This is a genomic window from Vibrio renipiscarius (genome assembly GCF_000827885.1).
Taxonomy (GTDB): domain Bacteria; phylum Pseudomonadota; class Gammaproteobacteria; order Enterobacterales; family Vibrionaceae; genus Vibrio; species Vibrio renipiscarius.
The window spans coordinates 1-23,005 of sequence record NZ_JTKH01000011.1 but is presented as its reverse complement, the minus strand read 5'-3'; the positions used below and the strand labels follow the sequence as shown (position 1 = coordinate 23,005).

The 23,005-nt window shown below is 46.3% G+C and carries 23 protein-coding genes and 1 rRNA gene; 11 read left to right on the top strand and 13 right to left on the bottom strand.

Annotated features, from left to right (window positions below; translation table 11 throughout):
* Nucleotides 1–25: 25 nt before the first annotated feature.
* The 5 genes from OJ16_RS08970 to OJ16_RS08950 form a co-directional block, all read right to left on the bottom strand.
* Nucleotides 26–1,006, bottom strand: a complete 981-nt coding sequence (locus OJ16_RS08970) for a DUF2860 domain-containing protein (protein ID WP_040989565.1) — start codon at nt 1,004–1,006, stop codon at nt 26–28.
* A gap of 426 nt (nt 1,007–1,432) precedes the next feature.
* Nucleotides 1,433–2,035, bottom strand: coding sequence for a thiol:disulfide interchange protein DsbA/DsbL (locus tag OJ16_RS08965; protein WP_040989563.1), 603 nt, complete (start codon nt 2,033–2,035; stop codon nt 1,433–1,435).
* A gap of 28 nt (nt 2,036–2,063) precedes the next feature.
* Nucleotides 2,064–3,050 (bottom strand): serine/threonine protein kinase, encoded by a 987-nt coding sequence (locus OJ16_RS08960; RefSeq protein ID WP_040989561.1) that lies wholly within the window; start codon nt 3,048–3,050, stop codon nt 2,064–2,066.
* 54 nt (nt 3,051–3,104) lie between these two features.
* Nucleotides 3,105–4,523: a cytochrome c oxidase accessory protein CcoG gene (ccoG, locus tag OJ16_RS08955; RefSeq protein WP_040989559.1), complete on the bottom strand. Its 1,419-nt coding sequence runs from the start codon at nt 4,521–4,523 to the stop codon at nt 3,105–3,107.
* Nucleotides 4,524–4,784: 261 nt separating this feature from the next.
* Nucleotides 4,785–5,051, bottom strand: a complete 267-nt coding sequence (locus OJ16_RS08950) for a YihD family protein (protein WP_040989557.1) — start codon at nt 5,049–5,051, stop codon at nt 4,785–4,787.
* A 711-nt stretch (nt 5,052–5,762) separates the two neighbouring features.
* Between OJ16_RS08950 and OJ16_RS08945 the strand changes: the two genes are divergently transcribed.
* Nucleotides 5,763–6,560 (top strand): sporulation protein, encoded by a 798-nt coding sequence (locus OJ16_RS08945; RefSeq protein WP_040989555.1) that lies wholly within the window; start codon nt 5,763–5,765, stop codon nt 6,558–6,560.
* Between the two features lie 86 nt (nt 6,561–6,646).
* Complete coding sequence (trhA, locus tag OJ16_RS08940; RefSeq protein ID WP_040989553.1) at nt 6,647–7,300, top strand: PAQR family membrane homeostasis protein TrhA; 654 nt, start codon at nt 6,647–6,649, stop codon at nt 7,298–7,300.
* Here the strand turns inward: trhA and OJ16_RS08935 are convergent.
* The 5 genes from OJ16_RS08935 to def form a co-directional block, all read right to left on the bottom strand.
* On the bottom strand, nt 7,297–8,742 hold the full coding sequence (locus tag OJ16_RS08935; RefSeq protein WP_040989552.1) for a TrkH family potassium uptake protein: 1,446 nt from the start codon (nt 8,740–8,742) through the stop codon (nt 7,297–7,299). The genes trhA and OJ16_RS08935 overlap by 4 nt on opposite strands.
* A gap of 13 nt (nt 8,743–8,755) precedes the next feature.
* Complete coding sequence (trkA, locus tag OJ16_RS08930; protein ID WP_040989550.1) at nt 8,756–10,132, bottom strand: Trk system potassium transporter TrkA; 1,377 nt, start codon at nt 10,130–10,132, stop codon at nt 8,756–8,758.
* A 160-nt stretch (nt 10,133–10,292) separates the two neighbouring features.
* Complete coding sequence (gene rsmB, locus OJ16_RS08925) at nt 10,293–11,573, bottom strand: 16S rRNA (cytosine(967)-C(5))-methyltransferase RsmB (protein ID WP_040989548.1); 1,281 nt, start codon at nt 11,571–11,573, stop codon at nt 10,293–10,295.
* Between the two features lie 123 nt (nt 11,574–11,696).
* Nucleotides 11,697–12,644: a methionyl-tRNA formyltransferase gene (gene fmt / locus OJ16_RS08920; RefSeq protein ID WP_040989546.1), complete on the bottom strand. Its 948-nt coding sequence runs from the start codon at nt 12,642–12,644 to the stop codon at nt 11,697–11,699.
* 17 nt (nt 12,645–12,661) lie between these two features.
* Complete coding sequence (gene def, locus OJ16_RS08915) at nt 12,662–13,171, bottom strand: peptide deformylase (RefSeq protein ID WP_040989544.1); 510 nt, start codon at nt 13,169–13,171, stop codon at nt 12,662–12,664.
* 172 nt (nt 13,172–13,343) lie between these two features.
* Here def and OJ16_RS08910 point away from each other — a divergent pair, with 172 nt between their 5' ends.
* From OJ16_RS08910 to OJ16_RS08895, 4 genes are all read left to right on the top strand, one after another.
* Nucleotides 13,344–14,417 carry a LysM peptidoglycan-binding domain-containing protein gene (locus tag OJ16_RS08910; protein WP_040989542.1) on the top strand — a complete coding sequence of 358 codons (1,074 nt, stop codon included), beginning with the start codon at nt 13,344–13,346 and terminating at the stop codon, nt 14,415–14,417.
* Nucleotides 14,414–15,532: a DNA-processing protein DprA gene (gene dprA / locus OJ16_RS08905; RefSeq protein ID WP_040989540.1), complete on the top strand. Its 1,119-nt coding sequence runs from the start codon at nt 14,414–14,416 to the stop codon at nt 15,530–15,532. The genes OJ16_RS08910 and dprA overlap by 4 nt, the downstream gene beginning before the upstream one ends.
* Nucleotides 15,532–16,008 carry a DUF494 family protein gene (locus OJ16_RS08900; RefSeq protein ID WP_040989538.1) on the top strand — a complete coding sequence of 159 codons (477 nt, stop codon included), beginning with the start codon at nt 15,532–15,534 and terminating at the stop codon, nt 16,006–16,008. The genes dprA and OJ16_RS08900 overlap by 1 nt, the downstream gene beginning before the upstream one ends.
* An 81-nt stretch (nt 16,009–16,089) precedes the next feature.
* A complete protein-coding gene (locus OJ16_RS08895) occupies nt 16,090–16,668 on the top strand; it encodes a DNA topoisomerase family protein (protein WP_040989692.1) in 579 nt (192 codons plus the stop codon).
* A 50-nt stretch (nt 16,669–16,718) separates the two neighbouring features.
* Here OJ16_RS08895 and OJ16_RS08890 read toward each other — a convergent pair whose 3' ends face one another.
* Both OJ16_RS08890 and purE read right to left on the bottom strand, forming a co-directional pair.
* Complete coding sequence (locus OJ16_RS08890; protein ID WP_040989536.1) at nt 16,719–17,852, bottom strand: 5-(carboxyamino)imidazole ribonucleotide synthase; 1,134 nt, start codon at nt 17,850–17,852, stop codon at nt 16,719–16,721.
* A 3-nt stretch (nt 17,853–17,855) separates the two neighbouring features.
* The gene (purE, locus tag OJ16_RS08885) at nt 17,856–18,341 is read right to left on the bottom strand and encodes a 5-(carboxyamino)imidazole ribonucleotide mutase (RefSeq protein WP_040989535.1); all 486 of its coding nucleotides are present in this window, start codon (nt 18,339–18,341) and stop codon (nt 17,856–17,858) included.
* A gap of 194 nt (nt 18,342–18,535) precedes the next feature.
* Between purE and OJ16_RS08880 the strand changes: the two genes are divergently transcribed.
* The 4 genes from OJ16_RS08880 to OJ16_RS08865 all read left to right on the top strand — a co-directional run bounded on the left by OJ16_RS08880 (nt 18,536) and on the right by OJ16_RS08865 (nt 21,198).
* Complete coding sequence (locus tag OJ16_RS08880) at nt 18,536–19,093, top strand: L-threonylcarbamoyladenylate synthase (RefSeq protein ID WP_040989533.1); 558 nt, start codon at nt 18,536–18,538, stop codon at nt 19,091–19,093.
* An 18-nt stretch (nt 19,094–19,111) separates the two neighbouring features.
* Nucleotides 19,112–20,029 carry an oxygen-dependent coproporphyrinogen oxidase gene (gene hemF, locus OJ16_RS08875; RefSeq protein ID WP_040989690.1) on the top strand — a complete coding sequence of 306 codons (918 nt, stop codon included), beginning with the start codon at nt 19,112–19,114 and terminating at the stop codon, nt 20,027–20,029.
* Nucleotides 20,030–20,098: 69 nt separating this feature from the next.
* Nucleotides 20,099–20,932, top strand: coding sequence for a shikimate dehydrogenase (gene aroE / locus OJ16_RS08870; RefSeq protein ID WP_040989532.1), 834 nt, complete (start codon nt 20,099–20,101; stop codon nt 20,930–20,932).
* Nucleotides 20,932–21,198, top strand: coding sequence for a DUF1488 family protein (locus OJ16_RS08865; RefSeq protein ID WP_040989530.1), 267 nt, complete (start codon nt 20,932–20,934; stop codon nt 21,196–21,198). Before aroE ends, OJ16_RS08865 begins: the two co-directional genes overlap by 1 nt.
* Here the strand turns inward: OJ16_RS08865 and OJ16_RS08860 are convergent.
* Nucleotides 21,191–21,739: a gamma carbonic anhydrase family protein gene (locus OJ16_RS08860; protein ID WP_040989528.1), complete on the bottom strand. Its 549-nt coding sequence runs from the start codon at nt 21,737–21,739 to the stop codon at nt 21,191–21,193. The genes OJ16_RS08865 and OJ16_RS08860 overlap by 8 nt on opposite strands.
* Nucleotides 21,740–22,315: 576 nt before the next feature.
* Here OJ16_RS08860 and OJ16_RS08855 point away from each other — a divergent pair.
* Nucleotides 22,316–23,005: ribosomal RNA gene (locus OJ16_RS08855) — 16S ribosomal RNA — on the top strand; the annotation flags it as partial.

Sequence of the window (23,005 nt, the reverse complement as noted above, 5' to 3'; positions counted from 1 at the left end):
GGGCTTAAATCGGTTATCAGCCAGATTAGAAGTGGTAGTTCATACCCACTGACATGATGTAGTTCTTTTGGTCGTAGAAGTTGATGTTTGAATCGCTGTTGCTAAAGCCAACCAGTGAAATCAGAGACCAATCTTGCCAATCCATGATGTTTTCGTATTCGTACGCAGCAAATAGGCTGAACTCATCGTCTTGACGAGTTTTGTTGAAGTAAGCATGGTTTGCATCGTAGTCACGCGTCTTAAAGCTACCGGTTAGAGCAAATTGGTGGCGATCTAACAGTTTGAAGTAGCTTAGCTCTGCGCCGTAACCAGTGAATGAATTGGCATCACCATCAGCATCTGAACTGATGTAAGACAGACGCGGCGTTAGGATAGTTTGTTGATCTAAGAACAGCTTGTAGTCTGTTTTGAAGATGAACGCGTTTGAATCACGACGTAGGCTATCCATTTCCATCGGTGCGATGACTGAGCCGGATTTTTCATTTTCAACGTCTTTCGTTGCGTACGCCATGTCTACTGAGAACTTAGAACCCGCGATGTTCTCAATTTTTAGGCGGTATGCGTTGCCATCTTCGTCTGTTGTTTTACGATCAGCGCCAGTAACAAATGGGTCAGCCCACACTTCACCTGACATGATGGTTGGCAGCATAGAAGCGTTGATGATCATGCCTGAAGCGAGTTGGTATTTGTAACCCAGTTCAAAGGCAAGTGTACCGGTTGCGATATCGTCACGCGAAGTACCCGCGTAGAACTGTTGGTTTAAGCCGTTGCCGAACGTGTAAGCAACGTTACCCAGTGGAAGAATTAGACCACCAGAAACTGAATCACTCGGTGCACCTAGGCTGTCAATTTGCTTATTGTCGTCGTTGGTGTTTAGGTTTGATTCTGTTGAGTAGAAACCGGTACTGACTGAGACTTCACCACTAAAGCCTGCAGTATCAGATAGTTGAGCAAAGCTAGAGCCACTGATCGCAGCTAGAGCAAGTAAGCTATATTGTAATTTCATGTTCTTTATCTCTTTGGGCAACCTAACCGAACCTGCATCTATAAATTCTGCACAAACAAGTCTTTTAAAAGTCGTACTGTACAAAAATTAGATCGTTTGCTTAATATTTCAAACGGAGTATGAGGCTATACAATTGCATTTGATGTTTTATTAGGCGCGGATTTTACTCTTTTTCGATGTTTGGTGAATCTATTATTTTCCAATATTGCATACTGAATGATGATTTATCTTTCTTTTGTCTTATAGATCTCACCTATGTATTGGCCTGTGTGTTTGCTCGAAATCAAATCAGTGGCTGTGGTCTATTTGTACAAAGTGCGGCAAAAGGGAGCGGGAAGCTCGCTTGGAGAGTGGCAGGATTGGGATCAGATGGCGGTGATAATATAAAAAAAGAGAGCCGCAGCTCTCTTCTCGATAAGGTTTTGATTACTTCAAGGTTAGAAGGTAATTCACGAGTGCAAAGTACTCTTCAATGCTCTCAATTGATTGAGCCTGCACTAAGTATTTGTTGTTGACCACGACAGCAGGAACGCCAGTTAGGCCGCTGTCATTGAACTGTTTATCAAATCGACGCGCCATTGAGTCAACAGTAAAACCGTTGTAAGCCGCATCAAATTTTTTCGCATCAATACCTTCATCAAGGAAGATCTGGCGAATCTCTTCGGCATTGTTGGGTGCTTTACGCATAGTTTGAACGCGGTTGAACATCACTGGTGCCATTTTGTCTTCAATTTTCAGTGCAAGCATCGTTGCATATGCTTTGTTCATTTCCATGCCCATTGGGCCACCCATGAGTGACACGTGCGCTTTTTGCAGCTTCACGCCTTCAGGTAGTTGAGCTTTCAACTGGCGAATGATCGGTTCAAACGTTTTACAATGCGGACAGTAGAAAGAGAAAAACTCGGTTACCGTTGGTTTTTTTGATGCTTCAAGGTCTAGCACTTTGTAGTACTCGCCTTCAGAAAACTGAGCAGCATGAGCCGATAGGCTCAGCAGTAAAGTGGTCACAAGTGCAAACAGCTTTTTCATTATTATCTCCATGTTATTATTTTTAGTGTTACCACTGCGGCATTAGAGCCAATGGGGCTTCATTTAACGCCGAAATTTGTTCTTTAAATGCCAGTACCTGACTTTCCCAATATTTTGGATCATCAAACCAAGGAAAGGCAATTGGGAAGGCGGGATCCTGCCATCTTTTTGCCAGCCATGCCATATAATGCACCATACGTAGACCGCGCAAAGGCTCAATTAGTTTCAACTCATTCATATTGAAATCGTTAAATTCTTGGTAAGCCTCGAGCAAAATGTCGAGCTGCATGGTTTTATCGGCGCGATCACCACTGAGTAGCATCCATAGGTCTTGAATTGCTGGGCCATTACGCGAGTCATCCAAATCAACAAACATCGGCCCATCACGCCAAAGGATATTGCCAGGATGACAATCACCATGGAGGCGAATAATGTGTGATGGTGTCTGCCAATGTTCTTCCAAACGACTGATCAGCAAATCAAGATCACTAAAAAAAGCATTCTCAAGATGCATGGGTATGAAGGTGGATTGCTGCAGCAATTGGCGAGGTTGGTAGAGATACTCATCGAGACTTAAGGTTGGACGGTGCACAAATGGTGTACGTGAGCCCACTTTATGGATTCGCCCTAAAAATCGGCCAACCCCTTCTAGTTGATCAAGATTATCCACTTCAAATTGACGTCCACCGACACTGCTAAACAAGGCAAATAGATAGCCTTGGTAAGAATGCAGCGTTTTGCCATCAATGCGGCATGGCGGCGCGACAGGGATATCGGAGTCAATCAGCTCTAAGGTAAAGTCGTGCTCTTCTTGGATCTGTTCACTTGTCCAACGTACAGGGCGGTAGAACTTCACCACATAACGTTGGCGTTCTTCGTCGGTAAACTGATAAACGCGATTTTCATAGCTATTGAGCGGTAAAAATCCTGATTCAGCACGAATGCCGATGCTTTCAAGTGCGTACCACATAAAGTCTGGAGTAAGCGCATCAAAGTTAAATGCTGTTTCTGACATAAAATAAAGGGCTCATTACTGAGCCCTTACCGTAATTGAGGGGCGAGGGCAGGCTTATAATTTTTTGATAAATCTGCTTTCTACCGAAAGGGTAAATTGGTCACTATCAGACAGTATAAACTGTATTGTGGTAACAGGAGAGCTGAGTTTATCGGCTGGTACTCCCAAACTCATGGGTAGGTTGGACACTTCGCCAGGGGCGACTTGCACGGTTTGTTTTCCGTACCAAGAGACAGTCTCCAGTCCGGTGACACTGAGGTTGTATTGTTGTGCTTGTTGCGTTTTGTTGATGATCTTTAAGGTGTAGGTGTTTTCGATTTCACCGAGGCTGTTTTCACGGGAAAGTTGGTTTCGATCTCGTAGAACATTCATTCCGGCAGGCTCTACGCTGGCGATTTGAATAAAGAACAATCCGGTAATCAGCAGTAAGACGGCACCATAGCCAAGCAATTTAGGTCGCATGACTTTGGTTGCTTTACCCGACAAGCGGTGCTCGGTGGTGTAACTGATTAAGCCTTTTTCGTAGCCCATTTTGCTCATGGTTTGGTCACAAGCATCAATACATGCGCCGCAGTTAATGCACTCATATTGTAAGCCATCACGAATATCGATACCGGTCGGACAGACTTGCACACATAAATTACAGTCAATGCAATCCCCTAAACCAAGTGCCTTATGGTCCGCTTTGCGTGAGCGAGGGCCGCGCGCTTCACCTCGTTTGTTGTCGTACCCCACAATAAAAGTGTCTTTATCAAACATCGCCGATTGGAAGCGTGCATATGGGCACATGTGGATACACATGATCGATCGCATCCAACCGGCATTGCCATAAGTGCAAATGGCAAAAAATAGCACCCAAAACACCGGCCAAAAACTCGATTCAAGAGTAAAAAAGTCCACGACCAATTCACGAATCGGCACAAAGTAGCCAGTAAAGGTAAAACCGGTGGCTAGCGCAATGGCAAACCACGCGAGATGCTTGAGGGTTTTTCTTATCGCAAGCGAGGGCGTGAGCGGGTTGGAGTCTTGTTTGCGACGTTTGTTGGCGCTGCCTTCTAGTTTTTCTTCAAACCAAATATAGATGAAGGTCCAAACCGTTTGAGGACATAAGTATCCACACCAAACGCGGCCAAGAAAAGTGGTGATGAAGAATAGCCCGAAAGCTGAAATGACCAATAAGGTGGCCAGTAAGGTGAGATCTTGGGGATAAAGAGTAGTGCCGAAAAAGTTGAATTGCTGGTTGCCAATGTCGAGCAAAATGGCTTGACGCTCACCAAACGGAATCCATGGCATTAAGGCAAAAAATAGCAACAAAAACCAACCGCCATAGCGGCGCATTCGCTGATATGTCCCTTTGCTTTCTCGAACATAAATTTGATTGCTGGGGTTAAAGCGATCGCCTTGGGTTTTGTGTGTCTTAGGGTTAAACGTTTTTGGCGTTACGTCCTTTATGTCGATTTTGTCCTTACTCATCCCGCTTCCTTTTTGAATCCTATCGCTGCGATTTTGATGCTTCTACGCTGTGCAAGTGGCGCAGGGACATGTTGATTTATTATCGATTTTTATTGCTGCGCTGGAAGATAATTATACAGCCAATAACAATTGCGTTTCTTTGATGCTATTAACCATTAACAATAAATTGTTTTTAATAAGCAGAGAAATGTGTGGGGGAGTTCAATCTTGAGGAATAAAAAAGGCAGCGTAAGCTGCCTTAGACATAAAGCGAGGGCTTAATTATTGAATGATGCCGCGAGCACGAAGAATAGCGGTTTTAAAGTCATCTTCTTGGTCTTTTTTCAAACCTGGGATCATTTCATCTTTCGCGCTATTACGCATTTTTAGATGGTAGATAAGGACATCATCGGTTAGCTCTTCAAGCGGGCCTTGATAACCGGCTTCTTTTGCTAGCTTAACAAGGAACTGTAGCATGTTAAGTTCTTGATCTTTCTGCCACTCAGGCTCTAATAGTTCGATCAGCTCTTCAATTCGATGACACTTCATTTACTTTCTCCGTAATAATTATAATGATTTTCCGATAAAGGTAACAAATGCGGTAGGGAAATAGCAATCAAGATTGTGTGGTTAAACTGAAAAGCAAGCCAAGAAAAAAGCGCAGTGATCTGCGCTTTTTAATTATGCCGCCTTGATATGCTCATTTGGAGTCGTGACCAAAATGGTGCTCTTCTCCACAAGAGTCATGCTAGGCGAAAGTTTTTTCGCGACAGGCGCAGCGGCAAAACCACTACGACGACGCATAGCACTACGGTTAGTGTGCGAAAACCTGACGGTAGTTGGGCGCATTTAGTTACCGAACTGTCAGGCATATCCATTGCCGATGTAATGGCCTACGGGGACATGAGTCGAGCTTCATTGCTGAAGTTTGGCTCTTTCTGGCTCTCGCCAATCCAAATGTCCGAGTAGGGTAATGATATGTAAAACATATCAAATATAGGTTAGCACCAAGCGATATGTTGGTCGATATCTAATCACTTTAAAAGATAGAGCAGTCACCTAATTGGTGTGCTTATGTCATGATTTTTCACGAATAAATTGAGTTGGTGCGACAAAGTAGTGATCTGGTCAGGGATCTTGCTATTTCAATCTGTCGCTGGTGATAAGGTGATTTCTGTGAGATCGTCTATAGAGGTAGGTGAAGCTCGATTTTTAACGCAAAGCGGTGAAGTCGCTTAGTGCGTATCATGGAGGAGTAAGATGTCATTTTTTAAAAAGACCCTTGCCAGTTTTGGTATTGGCTCAGCTCAAGTGGATTCGGTTCTGAAGCAGGAAGCGCTCTATCCTGGACAAAAGGTCAATATTACCATTCATGTCTATGGCGGAGCGACGGAGCAAGAGATAGACAATATCGATCTCAAGCTCTACTGCCGATACATTAAAGAAGTGCCGGTCGATCACGATAAGAATCAGCACTCTGCTCACCGCATGCGTCGCATGCCGCAAAATTATCCCCTCGCGACTTGGAGTCTGCCTTATGCATTCACGATTCACCCTGGTGAATCACGTCAGTTCGAGGTTGAGTTAGCGGTGCCATGGAATACGCCGGTGACCATTGGCGATTCAAAAGTGTGGCTTGAAACGGGATTGGACATTTCGATGGCCAAGGACCCGAGCGACACTGACATTGTCACGGTACGCCCTGAGCCTTTACTTGATGGTGTTCTGTCCGCTCTAGAAGCGCAAGGTATGCGTATTCGCCAAGTTGAATGTGAAGCGGTGGATGGCTTGGCATTACCTTTTGTTCAAGAGTTTGAATTTGTGCCGACGACAGGGCCTTATCATGGCCGTTGGCGAGAGTTGGAATTAGTCGCTTATCGGGATGAAGATAAACTGACGTTATGGTTTGAGGTCGATCGCCACCGCGAAGGGGCAAAAGGCATGTTGGCCAGTTTATTAGGTGTCGGCCAATTGAAGCGTGAATTGACCATCTCATTAAATGCAACGCCAAGTGAGGCGGGCAAGCGGGTGATCGACTACTTGGAATCGAGTTGTTAATCAGACCGAGTGAAGATTTGAGCTTACACGTGTAAGCTGTTTGTGGCATACTCAGGTGGAAATATTCAAACACCTGAGTAACTATTATGTCTGGAAGCAGCAGCGCGGCCTATAGCGTCAAAGAAGAGATCGCCAATACCATTACTCATGCGATCGGAATGGTATTAGGCGTTATCGGCTTAGTTTTGTTATTACTCAAAGCGAACGCTTACCATGCCGATGCTCTGACTATTGCGAGCTTTAGTATTTATGGCGCCAGCATTATTGTGCTGTTTCTCGCTTCCACACTTTATCATGCGATCCCTTCCCCGCGCGCGAAACGCGCGCTGAAAACCTTCGATCACTGTGCCATCTATCTATTGATTGCCGGTAGTTATACGCCTTTTCTATTAGTCAGTTTACGTACACCTTTAGCAATAGGTTTGATGGTGGTGATTTGGAGTATTGCTCTGATTGGCATCATCATGAAAGTGGCTTTTGTATACCGCTTTAAGCGCCTGTCTTTGGTGACGTACTTGTTGATGGGCTGGCTATCACTGATTGTGATTTATCAATTGGCTTTACATGTTCAGCTGGGTGGATTGGTTTTGCTTGGATTGGGTGGGGTGATTTATTCACTTGGGGTGGTTTTTTACGTCGCTAAGCGCATCCCATACAATCACGCCATTTGGCATGGCTTTGTATTGGCAGGATGCGCTTGTCATTTCTTTGCGATTTATGGCTACGTCACACCGATTTAGCGACGCCAGAAGGCAGGGAAGAACAACACTAAAATAGTTAAAATTTCTAGTCTTCCCATCAACATACCAAAACTTAATATCCATTTCGCCGCATCAGGTAACGAGGCAAAATTGCCCGTTGGGCCGATATGTGCACCCATTCCTGGCCCCACGTTCGCGACTGCGGTGACGGCGCCCGAAATGCTGGTGGTCGGATCTAACCCGAGCGCGCTTAAGCAGCCGGCAATAAAGATGATGGTCAGGAAGTAAACCAAGCAAAACGCGACAACCGAGCGGACGATATCATCGTTCACCGGGCGTTGGTTGTAACGCTGAACAAAGACGCCTGACGGGTGCACTAACTTCATCATCTGCTTGTGCAGCAATGTCATGGCGATTTGAATCCGGAATATTTTGATCCCGCCTGACGTTGAGCCAGAACAGGCGCCGACCATCAGTAAAAAAGCGAAGACCGTTGTGGGTAGTGCTCCCCAAGCCGTAAAATCTTCCAAGCCAAAACCGGTGGTGGTCACAACAGAGACGATGTTGAACATCGACACGCGTAACGCATCTAGGATTGAATAGCCATTATTGAGTACCAGCCAGGCGCTGACGATGAAGCTGCTGCCAAAGAATAGATAAGCAAAACCTCGAACCTGCGCGTCTTTCATTAAAATATTAGGGCGGCGTTTCGTGAGAGCGGAAACAAACAGCAGGAAGGGCAACCCGCCTAAGAACATAAATAAGGTCGCGTTCCAATGCGCACTGTGCGAGAAGCGATTCATGGAACTGTCTGAGGTGGAATATCCGCCCGTAGAGAGTGTCGTAAAGGCGTGATTGATGGCTTCGAAGGCGGTCATGCCTGAAAGTAGGAAGCCAATCATGCAGAGACCGGTGAGGATCAGATACACCAAGACAATGTTTTTGGCGACGGTTTTTGCGCGTGGGCTACTCTTGTCTGACCAATCTGAGGATTCCGTTTGGAACAGCCTCATCCCCCCAACGTTGAGCATAGGCAGTACCGCTACCGCCATCACGATAAAGCCAATCCCACCAAGCCACTGCAGTATTGAGCGCCACAATAAGATACTCGGAGCCATGCCATCTAAACCACTGAGTACGGTAGATCCGGTAGTTGTGATGCCTGACATGGTTTCAAAGTACGCGTCAGTAAAGCTGATGTGGTTGATGAAAACAAAGGGTAACGCGGCGAAGGCACTGGCAATGGTCCACACCAAACTAGTGATGAGGAACATATCGCGCACACTGAGTTTAAAATTGGCCGTTCGGCCAATTGATAAGCAGAAGAATGCCGCGACATGGGTGATCAATAGCGATTGGCCAAACTCGATAAAACCTGAGGTGCCAGAAAAGAATGCCACAAGTGTGGGAACGTACATAAATAGGGCGAGCTTAGACAGCACTAACCCTATAACGAACAGTACGGGACGAAAGTTAACCATGTTATATCATGCCTTAGAGAAAGAACGGGCTCGGCTGGAAGAGTGCTTCTACATCCGGAACGTACTTCTTATCCACTAAGAACATCACTACGTGGTCATCTTGTTCAATCATGGTGCGATCATGGGCAATTAAGACTTCATCACCTCGAACAATCGCGCCAATGGTGGTGCCTGGCGGTAAGCGTATTTCACCAATCGCGCGGCCGACAACTTTTGACGTGGTTTCATCACCGTGCGCAATGGCTTCGATCGCTTCTGCGGCGCCGCGGCGTAGCGAAGATACGTTCACAATATCGGCGCGACGTACGTGGGTTAACAAGGCTGAAATGGTTGCTTGTTGAGGTGATATCGCCACATCAATCGCGCCACCTTGTACCAAATCAACGTAAGCACCACGTTGGATTAGCACCATCACTTTTTTTGCCCCCATGCGTTTTGCTAGCATGGCTGACATGATATTGGTTTCATCTTCGTTGGTAAGGGCGATGAACACATCGACTTGGTCGATGTTCTCTTCGGCTAGTAACTCTTGGTCTGCCGCGTCGCCACAAAATACAATCGTATTTTCTAATTCTTCAGATAGGCGCTCAGCACGTTGATAGCTACGCTCAATCAACTTCACGCTGTAGTTCTGCTCTAAGCGTCGAGCGAGGCTGGCGCCAATGTTACCCCCCCCAACAATCATGATGCGGCGGTAAGGTTTTTCGAGTCGCTGTAACTCACTCATTACTGAGCGAATGTGGTTACTCGCGGCCACGAAGAAGACTTCATCATCGGCTTCGATGATGGTGGTGCCTTGAGGGCGAATCGGGCGTCCTTGGCGGAAAATTGCGGCAACACGAGTATCAATGTGCGGCATATGTTCACGCAAAGCAGAAAGCGCATTACCCACCAGTGGGCCACCGTAATAGGCTTTGACCGCGACTAGGCTGACTTTCTGTTCGGCAAAGCTCACCACTTGCAGTGCGCCAGGGTATTGAATTAAGCGTTCAATGTAGCTAGTGACCAATTCTTCGGGTGCGATGAGGTGATCGACTGGAACAGCACCAGATTGGAATAAAGCTTCTTTTTCAGCAAGGTATTGAGGAGAGCGTATGCGGGCAATGCGGTTAGGGGTATTAAACAAAGAGAAGGCAACTTGGCAGGCGGCCATGTTGGTTTCGTCAGTGTTGGTCACGGCAACCAGCATGTCGGCATCTTGGGCACCGGCTTCTCTGAGGACATCGGGATGGCTTGCGTGGCCGTTGATTACCCGTAAATCATATTTATCTTGTAGTTCACGCAGGCGATCGCTGTCTTTATCGACGATGGTGATGTCGTTGTTTTCGCCAACCAAGTTTTCCGCGAGAGTCCCACCAACCTGACCTGCACCAAGAATGATGATTTTCATATTCTTATCTCATTTAACTGCTGATATACCGTCATAGTATGCGCCGATAAAGGGTTTTTTGGGCAACTATATTCTGTATAAAGCTTTTCCAATGCTTTGAAAATAATAGTGAAGCTGGCAAAGCGCAAGCTTCACTGTCATTACTATGCGTGATGTAGCGTTATGCGCGCTTGGTCATCACAGCGTAGTAGAAGCCATCCATATCTTCTTCACCAGGCAGAATTTGACGGCCTGGGTTTTCGATATCAGAGCCTTGCAGTTCCGCATTGGCGGTACGCGCTAGGAAGGCTTTAACCTGATCTTTGTTCTCTTGTGGCGTGATAGAACATGTCGCGTAGACCAGTGTGCCACCCACTTTGAGTTGCTGCCACATCGCGTCTAAAATTTCGCTTTGCAGTGCAGCAAGTGCTTTAATGTCGTTCGCACGACGTAGCCATTTGATATCTGGGTGACGACGGATAACACCGGTTGCCGAACAAGGCGCATCAAGTAGGATGCGGTCGAATTGCTCACCTTGCCACCACTCTTGAGGGTAGCGAGCGTCACCACAAATCACATCAGCGCGAAGCTGTAGACGTTCGAGGTTGTCATAAACGCGGTTTAGGCGTGTCGCATCGCTATCAATGGCGACAACTTCAGTATTCACTGTGTGTTCAAGAATATGTGCCGTTTTACCACCGGGAGCGGCACAACAGTCAAGGATTAGCTCGCCGTCTTTTGGCGTTAGGTAATCAACGGAAAGCTGCGCTGCCGCGTCTTGCACTGATACCCAGCCTTTGTCAAAACCTGGCAGCAGGGTGACATCGCAAGGTGAATCCAGTTTGATCGCGTCTGCGGCGTAAGCGTGAACGCTACAACCGATATCGGCTGCTTGCATCAACGCCAAGTATTCTTCACGAGTATGGTGCTGGCGGTTTACACGCAGCCACATTGGCGCTTTATTGTTGTTCGCTTCTACGATCTCTTCCCATTGTTGTGGGTAGTGTTCTTGCAGCAGTTTTAGTAACCAGCTTGGGTGGCCGTATTTACCAGCATTATGACTAACGGCAATCGTATCAAGCTCTTCTTGGTTGCGCAGATAGTTACGTAATACCGCGTTAATCAATCCACGTAGACTTGTGCCACGTAAGGTCTCACAGCCTTCTACTGTTTCTGCCACGGCAGCGTGTGAAGGAATGCGCATGAAGCTCAGCTGATAAATGCCCACTAAGATCAAGTGATGGAAAACACGCTTCTTACCTTTTAATGGGTTCTCCATTAACTCATTCGCAATTGACTCAAGACGCGGTAAGTAGCGCAATGCGCCATAACAGATCTCTTGAAGCAATGCGTGGTCGCGTGGGCGAATGGTTTTTTGAGCCGCAGGAAGTGCGTGTGAAAGTGAGTGACCTTTGTCTACCACTTGGAATAGGACGTTGGCAGCAGCAGCGCGAACATTCATGGTGAATACCTTAAATTAAATGGGAGCATCTCTGCCCCCTAAAATGTACTGACAGTCTCTCGACTGTGATTACGAGTGTGTCATCGGTGGGGTCTGCGCATCGTTTGATTGATGCACGACTGATTAACTCAGTTGACTACCCACTTCAAACCAAGCGGCACGAGAGTTCAGGATGTCTTGAACTGACATGGCTTTTTTACCTGGAACTTGAAGTTGTTCTAGGACCAATACACCATTGCCTGTGGCAACGTAGATACCGGTTTTATCTGCTTGGATAATCGTTCCAGCAGGCTTGTCGCTGTGTTGATCAGCAACATGGCTTTGCCATACTTTAATGCTGTTTTCGGCAACGTCAAAGTGGCTCATTGGCCATGGGTTGAAAGCACGTACACAACGCTCGATGTGCGCTGCATCGTCATTCCAATCAATACGCGCTTCTTCTTTGCTTAGCTTTTTCGCGTAGTTAGCCAATTCGTCGTCTTGCTTCACGGCCACGGCAGTACCCGCTGCGATGTCATTTAAGCATTCAACGAGAGCAACAGGGCCAAGTTCTGCCAATTTCGCGTACATTGACGTGCTGGTATCTGTCGCTTCAATTGGTAGCGTTGCCACTTTGAGCATGTCACCGGTATCAAGACCGATATCCATCTGCATAATGGTCACGCCGGTTTCAGCATCTCCCGCCCAAATAGAACGTTGGATTGGCGCAGCACCACGCCAGCGTGGCAGGATGGAGCCATGTACGTTAATACAACCTAGCTTTGGCGTATCGAGTACCACTTGAGGCAGTAGCAGACCGTAAGCGACCACGACCATGATGTCGGCATTCAGATCCGCAAGTTGTTGCTTGGCTTCATCTGACTTAAAGTTTTCAGGCTGAAAAACCGGAACGTTGTGCTCAAGCGCAAGGTTCTTTACCGCACTTGCGGTCAGTTTTTTACCGCGACCGGCTGGGCGATCGGGGTTGGTGTATGCTGCAATAACTTCGTGCTCCGAAGACAACAACGCCGCCAAATGCAGGGCGGCGAAGTCTGGAGTACCAGCAAATACAATGCGTAAAGGTTTACTCAAGGTACCTTCCTTATGAGTTACTGTTTTTCGTTAAAGCGTTTGATTTTCGCTAACTTGTCTTGAATACGCTTACGCTTTAACGGCGATAGGTAATCAACAAACAGTTTGCCTTGCAGGTGATCAAGCTCATGCTGAACGCAGATTGCTAATAAATCATCAGCTTCAAACGAGTAGGCTTCGCCATCACGATTAAGGGCTGTTACGGTCACTTCTGCTGCGCGAGAAACAAGCGCGCGTGCACCCGGAACAGACAGGCAGCCTTCTTCAATACCATCTTCACCACGTTTCTCGGTGATTTCTGGATTAATAAGCACCATTGGTTCATCACGCGTTTCTGAAATGTCGATCACGACAATACGCTGGTGGATGTCAACTTGCGTTGCTGCAAGGCCAATGCCTTCTTCGTCATACATGGTTTCAATCATGTCATCGACGATTTTTTGAATCTCAGGAGTCACTGCTTCTACTGGCTTAGCCACGGTGCGAAGGCGATCATCTGGGAATGTTAATACTTGTAATACAGACATATACACTCGAAATATTGATTTGTGCCGAATCGAGATAATCCTCGTTGGCTCAATTCTAGACATTTTACACGTCAAATGACAGCATCAATACGCTTTTTGATTCGCTTTTGTGTCGATAAAGTAACCATTTTTTCTATTAGAGTTTCCGTGTTAAAAATACAAGGATTGAGTTATGTCTCGGTTGCTGTCTAAAGTTATCATCGTTTTTATCTCGTTGTTTGCTGCCACTCAGGTAGTGGCGCAATCACCTTTGAAAATTAAACCGCAAGCCCCTGAGACTTATACTGTCGTGAAAGGGGATACGTTATGGGGTATTTCAGGGATGTATCTGGCGAATCCTTGGTTGTGGCCAAGGCTTTGGCAGGCGAACCCAGAAATAGACAACCCACATTTGATTTACCCAGGTGATAAGTTGAATTTGATTTGGGTAAATGGGCAGCCGAGGTTGAGTTTAAAGCCGATGGTGAAGTTGAGTCCGAAGGTTCGTCAGGTTGAGAAGCAAGCATTGTCTGCGGTTAAAGACGGTCTAATCGTTCCGTATCTTGAATCCGATATTTTGTTATCAGATAACGAACTGAAAAGTGTGAGTCGTGTGTTAGGGGCAAGCAGTGGTAATCGCTTTTTAACTGACAATGAAAGCCTTTATATCAGTGGCGCTCAGCAACACATGAAATGGGGAATTTATCGTCCGTTAGAAACGTATACTCGCGATAAGCATCACATGGTGGTTCTAAAAGAGATCGCTGTGGGTGAATTTAAATCGACCGATGACAACATGTCCGCGCTGAGCATTACGCATCAAACCCAAGAAATTTTGGTTGATGATATCGCACTACCGAATATTGATGATGTCGATACTTTGCTGAGTACCAACTTCTTCCCAAGTCCTGCTCCAGACAATAGCACGGCAAAAATATTGGGTGGTATTGAGAGCATTGATTACGTGGGTAAAAATCAAGTTGTCGTGATTGACCGAGGTGTAGAAGATAATGTGCAGCAAGGCAGCATGTTTGAATTATATCAACCCGCGACAATGGTGAAGTCGAATTCCAAAGGGTCAAAGGTGCTCAAACAAGCCGAGAAAGACAAACTGCAACTGCCGAACACACGAATTGGCAGCTTGATGGTTATCCGTCCTTATCAATACTTCAGTTTGGCGCTCATCACTGAAAGCCAACAACCGATTGGTGAGAACGCGGTGGTAAAAGCCCCTCAAGAGACAACAGGCAATACAACGGCGCAATGATCGATTCAGATCTGATTGCTTGGTTAACGCTTTATTTTACGCCTCGGTTAGGGGCGAAAGGGTTAGCCAAGCTGTTGAGTAAAGCCTCACCACCACAATTACTTCAGTGTGATAGACAGCAACTACAAGCTTTTGGCTTAACTCCCGCTCAAATTCAATTCATTAGCCAGCCAGACCAAGCTTATATTGAACAATGCTTGCAGTGGCAAAGTGCGTCTTCTCGGCATCATATTATTACTTTGCAGCACCCCTATTACCCACCGCTGTTGAAGGAAACCTTTGCGCCCCCGGCGATTTTGTTTGTTCAGGGAGATGTAATGGCGCTGAGTGAACCGCAAATTGCAATGGTTGGCAGCCGACATGCTTCGATTGATGGGCTGAATAATGCTCAGCATTTTGCGACCGCATTGGTTAACGAAGGGTTGGTTGTCACCAGTGGACTTGCGCTTGGTATTGATGGCTACGCGCATGATGGAGCACTCAAGGCTGGAGGAAAAACCATCGCGGTTTTAGGTTGCGGGCTTAATCATCTTTATCCCGCACGCCATCGTCAACTCGCCGCACGAATTGAGCAAAGCGGTGCGTTGGTTTCTGAATTTCATCCCAACGTGTCACCCAAAGCGAGCAATTTTCCGCGGAGAAATCGAATTATCAGCGGTTTAGCACTCGGTGTCTTGGTTGTTGAGGCGGCGCAAAAGAGTGGGTCACTGATCACTGCTCGTTATGCGGCTGAGCAAGGACGTGACGTTTTTGCAATTCCTGGCCCAATTCAAACACCGCAAGCGCGCGGGTGCAATATGCTCATTCAACAAGGGGCGAGCCTAGTTCAAAGCACCGAAGATGTGCTGAATGAAATAGAGAGCTTGTTACGCTGGTCTAATGTAAACAAGCCCTTAGTTCAAAATGATTGGTTTGATGAAAAAGAAACCAAAGAACAATTGCCATTTAGTGAGCTGTTAGCTAACGTAGGAGCAGAAGTGACACCTGTTGATATTCTTGCACAAAGGACCAATATTCCAGTGCAGGAGATCATGATGCAGCTCTTAGAGCTTGAGCTTTCAGGGCATGTTGTTGCGGTATCTGGTGGTTATATTCGTAAGGGGAGGGGCAAGTGATGATGATGGATATTTTAATGTATCTGTTTGAAACTTATATCCATAGTGATATTGAGTTACAAGTCAATCAAGATGAGCTTGAAGATGAACTTGTTCGAGCGGGTTTTGATAAAAAAGACATCTATAAAGCCCTCGTCTGGCTAGAAGAATTAGCGGCATTGCAACAGAACAGTGAGCATTCAGCGATCTCTGTGAGCAGTGGTGCGTCAACACGAATTTATACAGCACAAGAGATGGATCGTCTCAATGTTGAGTGTCGTGGTTTTCTGATGTTTCTAGAGCAAGTTAGGGTTTTAACAACGGAAACGCGTGAAATGGTCATTGATCGTTTAATGGGTTTAGAAACGGATGAATTTGAACTTGATGACTTGAAATGGATTGTGCTTATGGTGCTGTTTAATGTGCCGGGTAATGAAAACGCGTACACACTGATGGAAGAGCTTTTATATAGTAAAGAACAAGGGATTCTTCATTGATATCGATGTAAAATAGCCCGCGCTTCAAAGGCGAACCTTTTGAAAGCGGTATCTTTTGATCGATTAAAATTAAGTGGAATGATGAGTAGTAAAATAGATCAGCAATTATTTTCTGCCCATGAACACGCCCTAGAGCATCAAGTTTGTCCTCAATGCCAAGCTGAGCAACGCGAGGGCGAGTTACAGCTTCGTCATGGAAAGCATGGTCCATTCTTAGGTTGCACGCTCTACCCTGAGTGCGACTACATCAAGCCTTTACATCAAAACGATGGCCATATCATCAAAGAGCTGGGTGTGCCTTGCCCGCAATGTGGCCATGAATTGGTGTTACGACAGGGGCGCTATGGCATGTTTATTGGTTGCAGCGCTTATCCGTCATGCAACCATATTGAATCGTTGGATCAGGAAGAAGAATCTTCGTCAGATACTATCGGCTGTCCAGAGTGCAGTCGTGGGCACCTCGTTGAGCGAAAAACGCGTTTTGGGAAGTTATTTTATGCGTGTGATAACTATCCGAAGTGTAAATTTGCCGTGAATCAACCACCGGTGAAAGGTCGCTGTGAACTTTGTGGCTTTCCATTGTTGGTTGAAAAGAAGTTGGCGAGCGGAACGAAAGTGCAGTGCGCTGAGCGGAAATGCCAGCATACACAGGCACAATAAAAAACGGCGCATTGAGCGCCGTTTTTTATTGTGCTAGTTCCTCATTGCGCTTAACTCTTAAAGTTAGCCGCAAAGTGATGGATAGCAGGGAAAGCGTGTTGATCGAGTTCTTCTGCCACCGCGCATAAACGACGTTGCAGCTCACCACTGTAATCACCACACACATTAATGTGTCCCATCTTACGACCAGCACGCTTCTCTTTGCCGTACCAATGAATATGACAGCCATTCATTGCCAACAGCGCTGGGGATAAAGTGTCTTCACCAAGAATGTTGATCATCGTGGTTTCACGTACTAATTGGGTACTGCCTAGTGGCAGGCCACACACCGCGCGCAGATGGTTTTCAAACTGGCAGGTTTCGGCACCTTGTTGAGTCCAGTGCCCAGAGTTATGTACCCGTGGGGCGATCTCATTAACGAGGAGCTGGCCATCGACATCAAAAAACTCCAGAGCAAGTACGCCCACATAATCAAGATTGTGCGCGACAGCGGTAAACATTTGCTGTGCTTGAGCTTGTAACTCGGGATCGGCAATCGCGGTAGAAAGACTTAAAACACCATCGGTATGAACATTTTCTGCCAGTGGATAGACCGCGATTGTTCCATCTTTACCACGAGCGCCAACCAAAGACACTTCACGGCCAAAAGGGACAAACTCTTCAGCTACAATCGCTTGGTTATCATTGCTGGCAATGCATTGTGCCATTTCTAGCCAAATCGCATCGATATTACTCGAGTCTTTTAAACGCCATTGACCTTTGCCGTCGTATCCACCAAGAGCGCTTTTCAACACTAATGGCAAGCCGACGCGATCAATCGCGGCCAGGAAATCTTCTCGAGTGGTGATCACTGCATACTTGGCATTGCGTACTCCGGCATTGTCGAGTAACGCTTTCTCAATACGGCGGTCGCCACCGGCTTTGATTGCTTCGCTCGATGGGAGTAGTTTTCCACTGCGCTGGCAAACATCCAAGATATGATGTGGAATGTGCTCAAACTCAGCAGTGATGACATCGGCTTGTGCAATGGCGTTGTCTAAACCGTTACCCAAAATCGCTTGAGTCAGGGGGTGAACAATATTGCCACTGTCCACATCGTAGGCGGTCAGTTCGATATTCAGCGGTGCGCCAGCTAAAGACATCATACGAGCTAATTGGCCCGCACCTAAAACCAAGACATGCATGAATTAATCCTCGGCAGGGTTTGGGTTCGCTAAGACGGTTTCCGTTTGTTGCGCTCGGAAAGCTTCGACTTTCGCCATGATATCGTCGTCATGCGTGCCCAAGATTTGTGCCGCAAGAATGCCGGCATTTGCCGCACCAGCTTCACCGATTGCTAACGTTCCCACCGCAATACCTTTTGGCATCTGTACAATAGACAGTAGCGAGTCCATCCCTTTAAGAGCGCGCGATTGCACTGGTACACCTAAAACGGGCAGGCTCGTAAAAGCGGCGGCCATTCCAGGTAAATGCGCAGCGCCGCCAGCCCCAGCAATAATCACTTTAATGCCACGGTCTTTTGCACTGGAAGCGTAATCCGCAAGAAGTTGAGGGGTTCGGTGTGCGGAAACGACTTTAGTTTCATAACTCACACCAAAAGTATCAAGCATTTCCGCTGCAAGCTTCATGGTTGGCCAGTCCGATTTAGAACCCATAATAATGCCGACTTTCATCTCAAACTCCTTAAAATTGCTAGTGGGTAAGCACACTTCTTGTGCGCATTATACGAGTATTTCACGCTCAAGCAAACGTTTGCGCGAAGTGGTAAGGGAATTGATACAATTTATAAATAAATTGCTTTAGTCAGCGTGGTGGATTGTTAGTACACTGAATAAAAATGTTAATTGAATTTATAAAGGAAAGCTCAGTGGACAACTTTTCGCAGGCATTGGCTGCCTTACAACAAGGTGAAGTAATTGCCTACCCAACAGAAGGTGTGTTTGGCGTTGGCTGTGATCCCGATAGCCCTGAAGCCATTCAAAAATTACTGACACTAAAGCAGCGTCCTGCAGAAAAAGGACTTATTTTGATTGCGGCCAGTTATGCACAACTTCAGCCCTACATTGATGAGTCTCAACTGAGCGAACAACAACTTGAAACGGTGAAAGCATCGTGGCCAGGCCCATACACGTGGATTATGCCAAGTAGTGAGAGAACGTCGACGTGGGTGTCTGGTCAATTTGATTCAATTGCAGTAAGAGTGACGGACCACCCTCTAGTGCAGAAGATATGTTTGGCTTTCGGCAAGCCGATGACATCGACCAGCGCTAACTTGTCCGGTCTTGCACCGTGCATGTCGACAGAAGAAGTCGAATTGCAACTTGGCGATCAACTTGTCGCGATTTTAGCTGGAGAAACGGGTGGCCGAGATAAACCCAGCGAGATTCGTGATGCAAAAACATTACAGCTAATACGCCAAGGCTAGATGAAGGATGTAAAAATGCTGAGTTCGATAGATAAGCATGCAGTAAAACAGTTTTTATTGGCCCTGCAAGATAGCATTTGTCTTGAGCTTGAGCGCGCCGATGGCGCCGCTGTTTTTGTTGAAGATGCATGGCAAAGAGCACCAGAAGAGAAGCTGCAAGGTGGCGGGCGTTCCCGTGTTATGACCAACGGTGCAGTCTTTGAACAAGGCGGGGTCAATTTCTCTCACGTAAAGGGGGATGCAATGCCTGTCTCTGCGACAGCTCATCGCCCCGAGTTAGCGGGTCGCCGTTTTGAAACGATGGGTGTGTCTTTAGTTATGCATCCTCATAACCCTTATATTCCGACTTCCCATGCTAATGTCCGTTTCTTTATTGCAGAAAAAGAAGGGCAAGCCCCAATCTGGTGGTTTGGTGGTGGGTTTGATCTTACGCCATTTTATCCTTTTGAAGAGGATTGCCAGGCTTGGCATGACACGGCGAAAAAGATCTGTGCGCCATTTGGAGAGGATGTCTACGAAAATCACAAAGAGTGGTGTGATCAATATTTCTACCTACCGCACCGTGACGAAACTCGTGGTGTTGGCGGCTTGTTTTTTGATGATCTTAATCAATGGGGCTTTGATAAGAGCTTTGACTACATGAAATCGGTCGGTGCGGGTTTTACGAAAGCGTATTTACCCATTGTCGAACGTCGAAAAGTGCAAGAATATGGTGAAAGAGAACGCCAGTTTCAGTTGTACCGCCGTGGTCGTTATGTCGAATTTAATTTGGTTTTTGATCGTGGCACATTGTTTGGCCTGCAAAGTGGTGGGCGAACCGAGTCGATATTAATGTCGATGCCTCCGCTTGCGCGTTGGGAGTACGGTTATCAGCCAGAGCCGAACTCTCCAGAAGCGCAACTCTATACGCATTACCTCAAACCGAGAGTGTGGTAACGCTTTCCTCTATATATAGATAATGATAGGGTCTTTAACAGGCCCTTTTAAATTTCTGGTAATAAGGATATGACTCAGCAAATTGATCGTTATGCCGTTTTCGGCAATCCGATAAGTCACAGTAAATCTCCTTTCATTCATACACTCTTCGCTCGTCAAACTAATCAGCCTCTTATATATAGCGCTGAGTTAGCACAGAGCGGTGAATTTCTGGCTGCAATAAAGGCTTTCTTTGATGATAGAGGTCGTGGTTGCAATGTGACGATGCCCTTTAAAGAAGAAGCGTACCAGTTTGCCGATCGTCTCACCGAGCGAGCGCAATTGGCCGGAGCTGTCAATACACTTAAAAAATTGGATGATGGTCTTATTCTTGGGGACAACACCGACGGAGAAGGGTTGGTTCAAGATCTATTGCAGTACCAAGTTCAATTGAAAGACGCACGAATTCTTCTTATCGGTTCGGGTGGGGCCGCTCGTGGTGTGATTAAGCCACTATTGGATCAACACCCCGAGCAATTGGTGATTACGAATCGAACTTTTAGTAAAGCCGAGCAATTATCGAAAATGTTTCAGCCTTATGGAAAGATCGAAGCAGTGGCGATGGAATCCATAGAACAACCATTCGATATTATTATCAATTCGACGTCCGCGAGCTTAAATGGCGACTTACCCATGATATCGGCAAGTATTTTTGCGCCTTACTCGAGTGTCTATGACATGACATATGGAAAGGGGATGACCAGTTTTAATCGTTGGGCATTGGAGCAAGGAGTGGTGCACGCTTATGATGGATTAGGCATGCTGGTGGGGCAAGCGGCTGAAAGTTTCATGTTGTGGCGTGGTTTAAGACCGGGTACAAAGCAAATCCTACGTGAACTGAGAAAAAACCTAGAAGGTATGTAATGAATCAATCCATCCTCTTTCCTGATATTCAAACTTGGGATGATGAGCATCAAGCGATCCTTTTCCCTGCACAGCAAGCTGGCGCTTTAATCGAATGTCTGATTACTAAAGTATCGTTAGAGCAACTGTCGGGGCAGAGCATTGCAAGCAGCCAGCAGGCGTTAGATATTTTTGCTCAATATCGTTTCGATCTTGAAGAGCTGGCTGAAGCATTAATAGAAGAGGAAGAGTTTAACTCGCTAGGGCAAATCGAAGTGGTTAACTAACCTCGACAACGTGCTCAAGGTAGTCATTTTTATTCTCAACATAGTTATCTGCCGACTTTTGCAAAAATGCGCGTTCTTTATCATGTAGAAGACGCGCTTGTTTCACCGGACTCCCCACATATAAGTAACCGCTCTCAAGAATCTTTCCTGGTGGAACTAAACTACCAGCACCAATCATGACGTCTTGTTTCACTATCGCACCATCTAGAACAATCGTTCCCATTCCCACCAGTACGCGATCGTCAATCGTGCAGCCGTGCAACATCACTTTGTGGCCAATAGTTACGTCATTACCAATAATAAGAGGATGGCCGTGCGGGTTATCATTATTTTTATGGGTAACATGCAACACACTGCCATCTTGAATGTTAGTGCGATGTCCAATATGAATATGGTTCACATCACCGCGGGCAGCGACAAGTGGCCAGATACTGGAATCATCGCCAATAGTAATGTCACCAACCAATATAGAGCTCGTATCAATATAAACACGCTTACCGATTGTTGGAATAATATCTTTAAAGCGGCGCAACGATGTCATAGTGACTCCTTATAAAGAGGGAAATAGCTGTTTTAGCCATAGTAAAGTGTGAAAAATGACCGTCTTTGTTTAGAAAACACTCAAACAGCAATAAAATCAAAAAAAAGCATAAAAAGCACTTGCCAATGTGACGCCGATCTCTATAATGCGACCTCACTGACACGGCGACGGTTCGAAAGAAACGAGAGTCGAGTTGGTACGGTTACTTAGCCAAGCAAATTGCTTGAAAAAAGTTTGAAAAAAGTGGTTGACACTAAACTTTAAATCGCTAAAATAGCCGCCTCTTCCGAAGTGATGTAAGTCGCAAAGAAGAACGCTCTTTAACAATATAAACCTATCAATCTGTGTGGGCACTCGTTGATGATAATCCAATAAGTTGTTACTTAGGTAACGACTGTTTCTTCGGAAACACAATTGGGTTCAATGAACTGAGTGACCAATCGAGATTAAGTTTACTTAATCTTGGCACAGTCAATTCATTACCATTCTGTTGGAATGGTAATAGCTTTAAAATTACTTCTTACTTTCGAGTAAGAACAGTTTTGAAGTCAGTATTCATTGAGCCGACAAAATCTTAAATTGAAGAGTTTGATCATGGCTCAGATTGAACGCTGGCGGCAGGCCTAACACATGCAAGTCGAGCGGTAACAGGAAGAAAGCTTGCTTTCTTTGCTGACGAGCGGCGGACGGGTGAGTAATGCCTGGGAATATGCCTTAACGTGGGGGATAACTATTGGAAACGATAGCTAATACCGCATGATGCCTACGGGCCAAAGAGGGGGACCTTCGGGCCTCTCGCGTTAAGATTAGCCCAGGTGGGATTAGCTAGTTGGTGAGGTAATGGCTCACCAAGGCGACGATCCCTAGCTGGTCTGAGAGGATGATCAGCCACACTGGAACTGAGACACGGTCCAGACTCCTACGGGAGGCAGCAGTGGGGAATATTGCACAATGGGCGCAAGCCTGATGCAGCCATGCCGCGTGTATGAAGAAGGCCTTCGGGTTGTAAAGTACTTTCAGTCGTGAGGAAGGCATTTGCGTTAATAGCGTAGGTGTTTGACGTTAGCGACAGAAGAAGCACCGGCTAACTCCGTGCCAGCAGCCGCGGTAATACGGAGGGTGCGAGCGTTAATCGGAATTACTGGGCGTAAAGCGCATGCAGGTGGTTCGTTAAGTCAGATGTGAAAGCCCGGGGCTCAACCTCGGAATTGCATTTGAAACTGGCGGACTAGAGTGCTGTAGAGGGGGGTAGAATTTCAGGTGTAG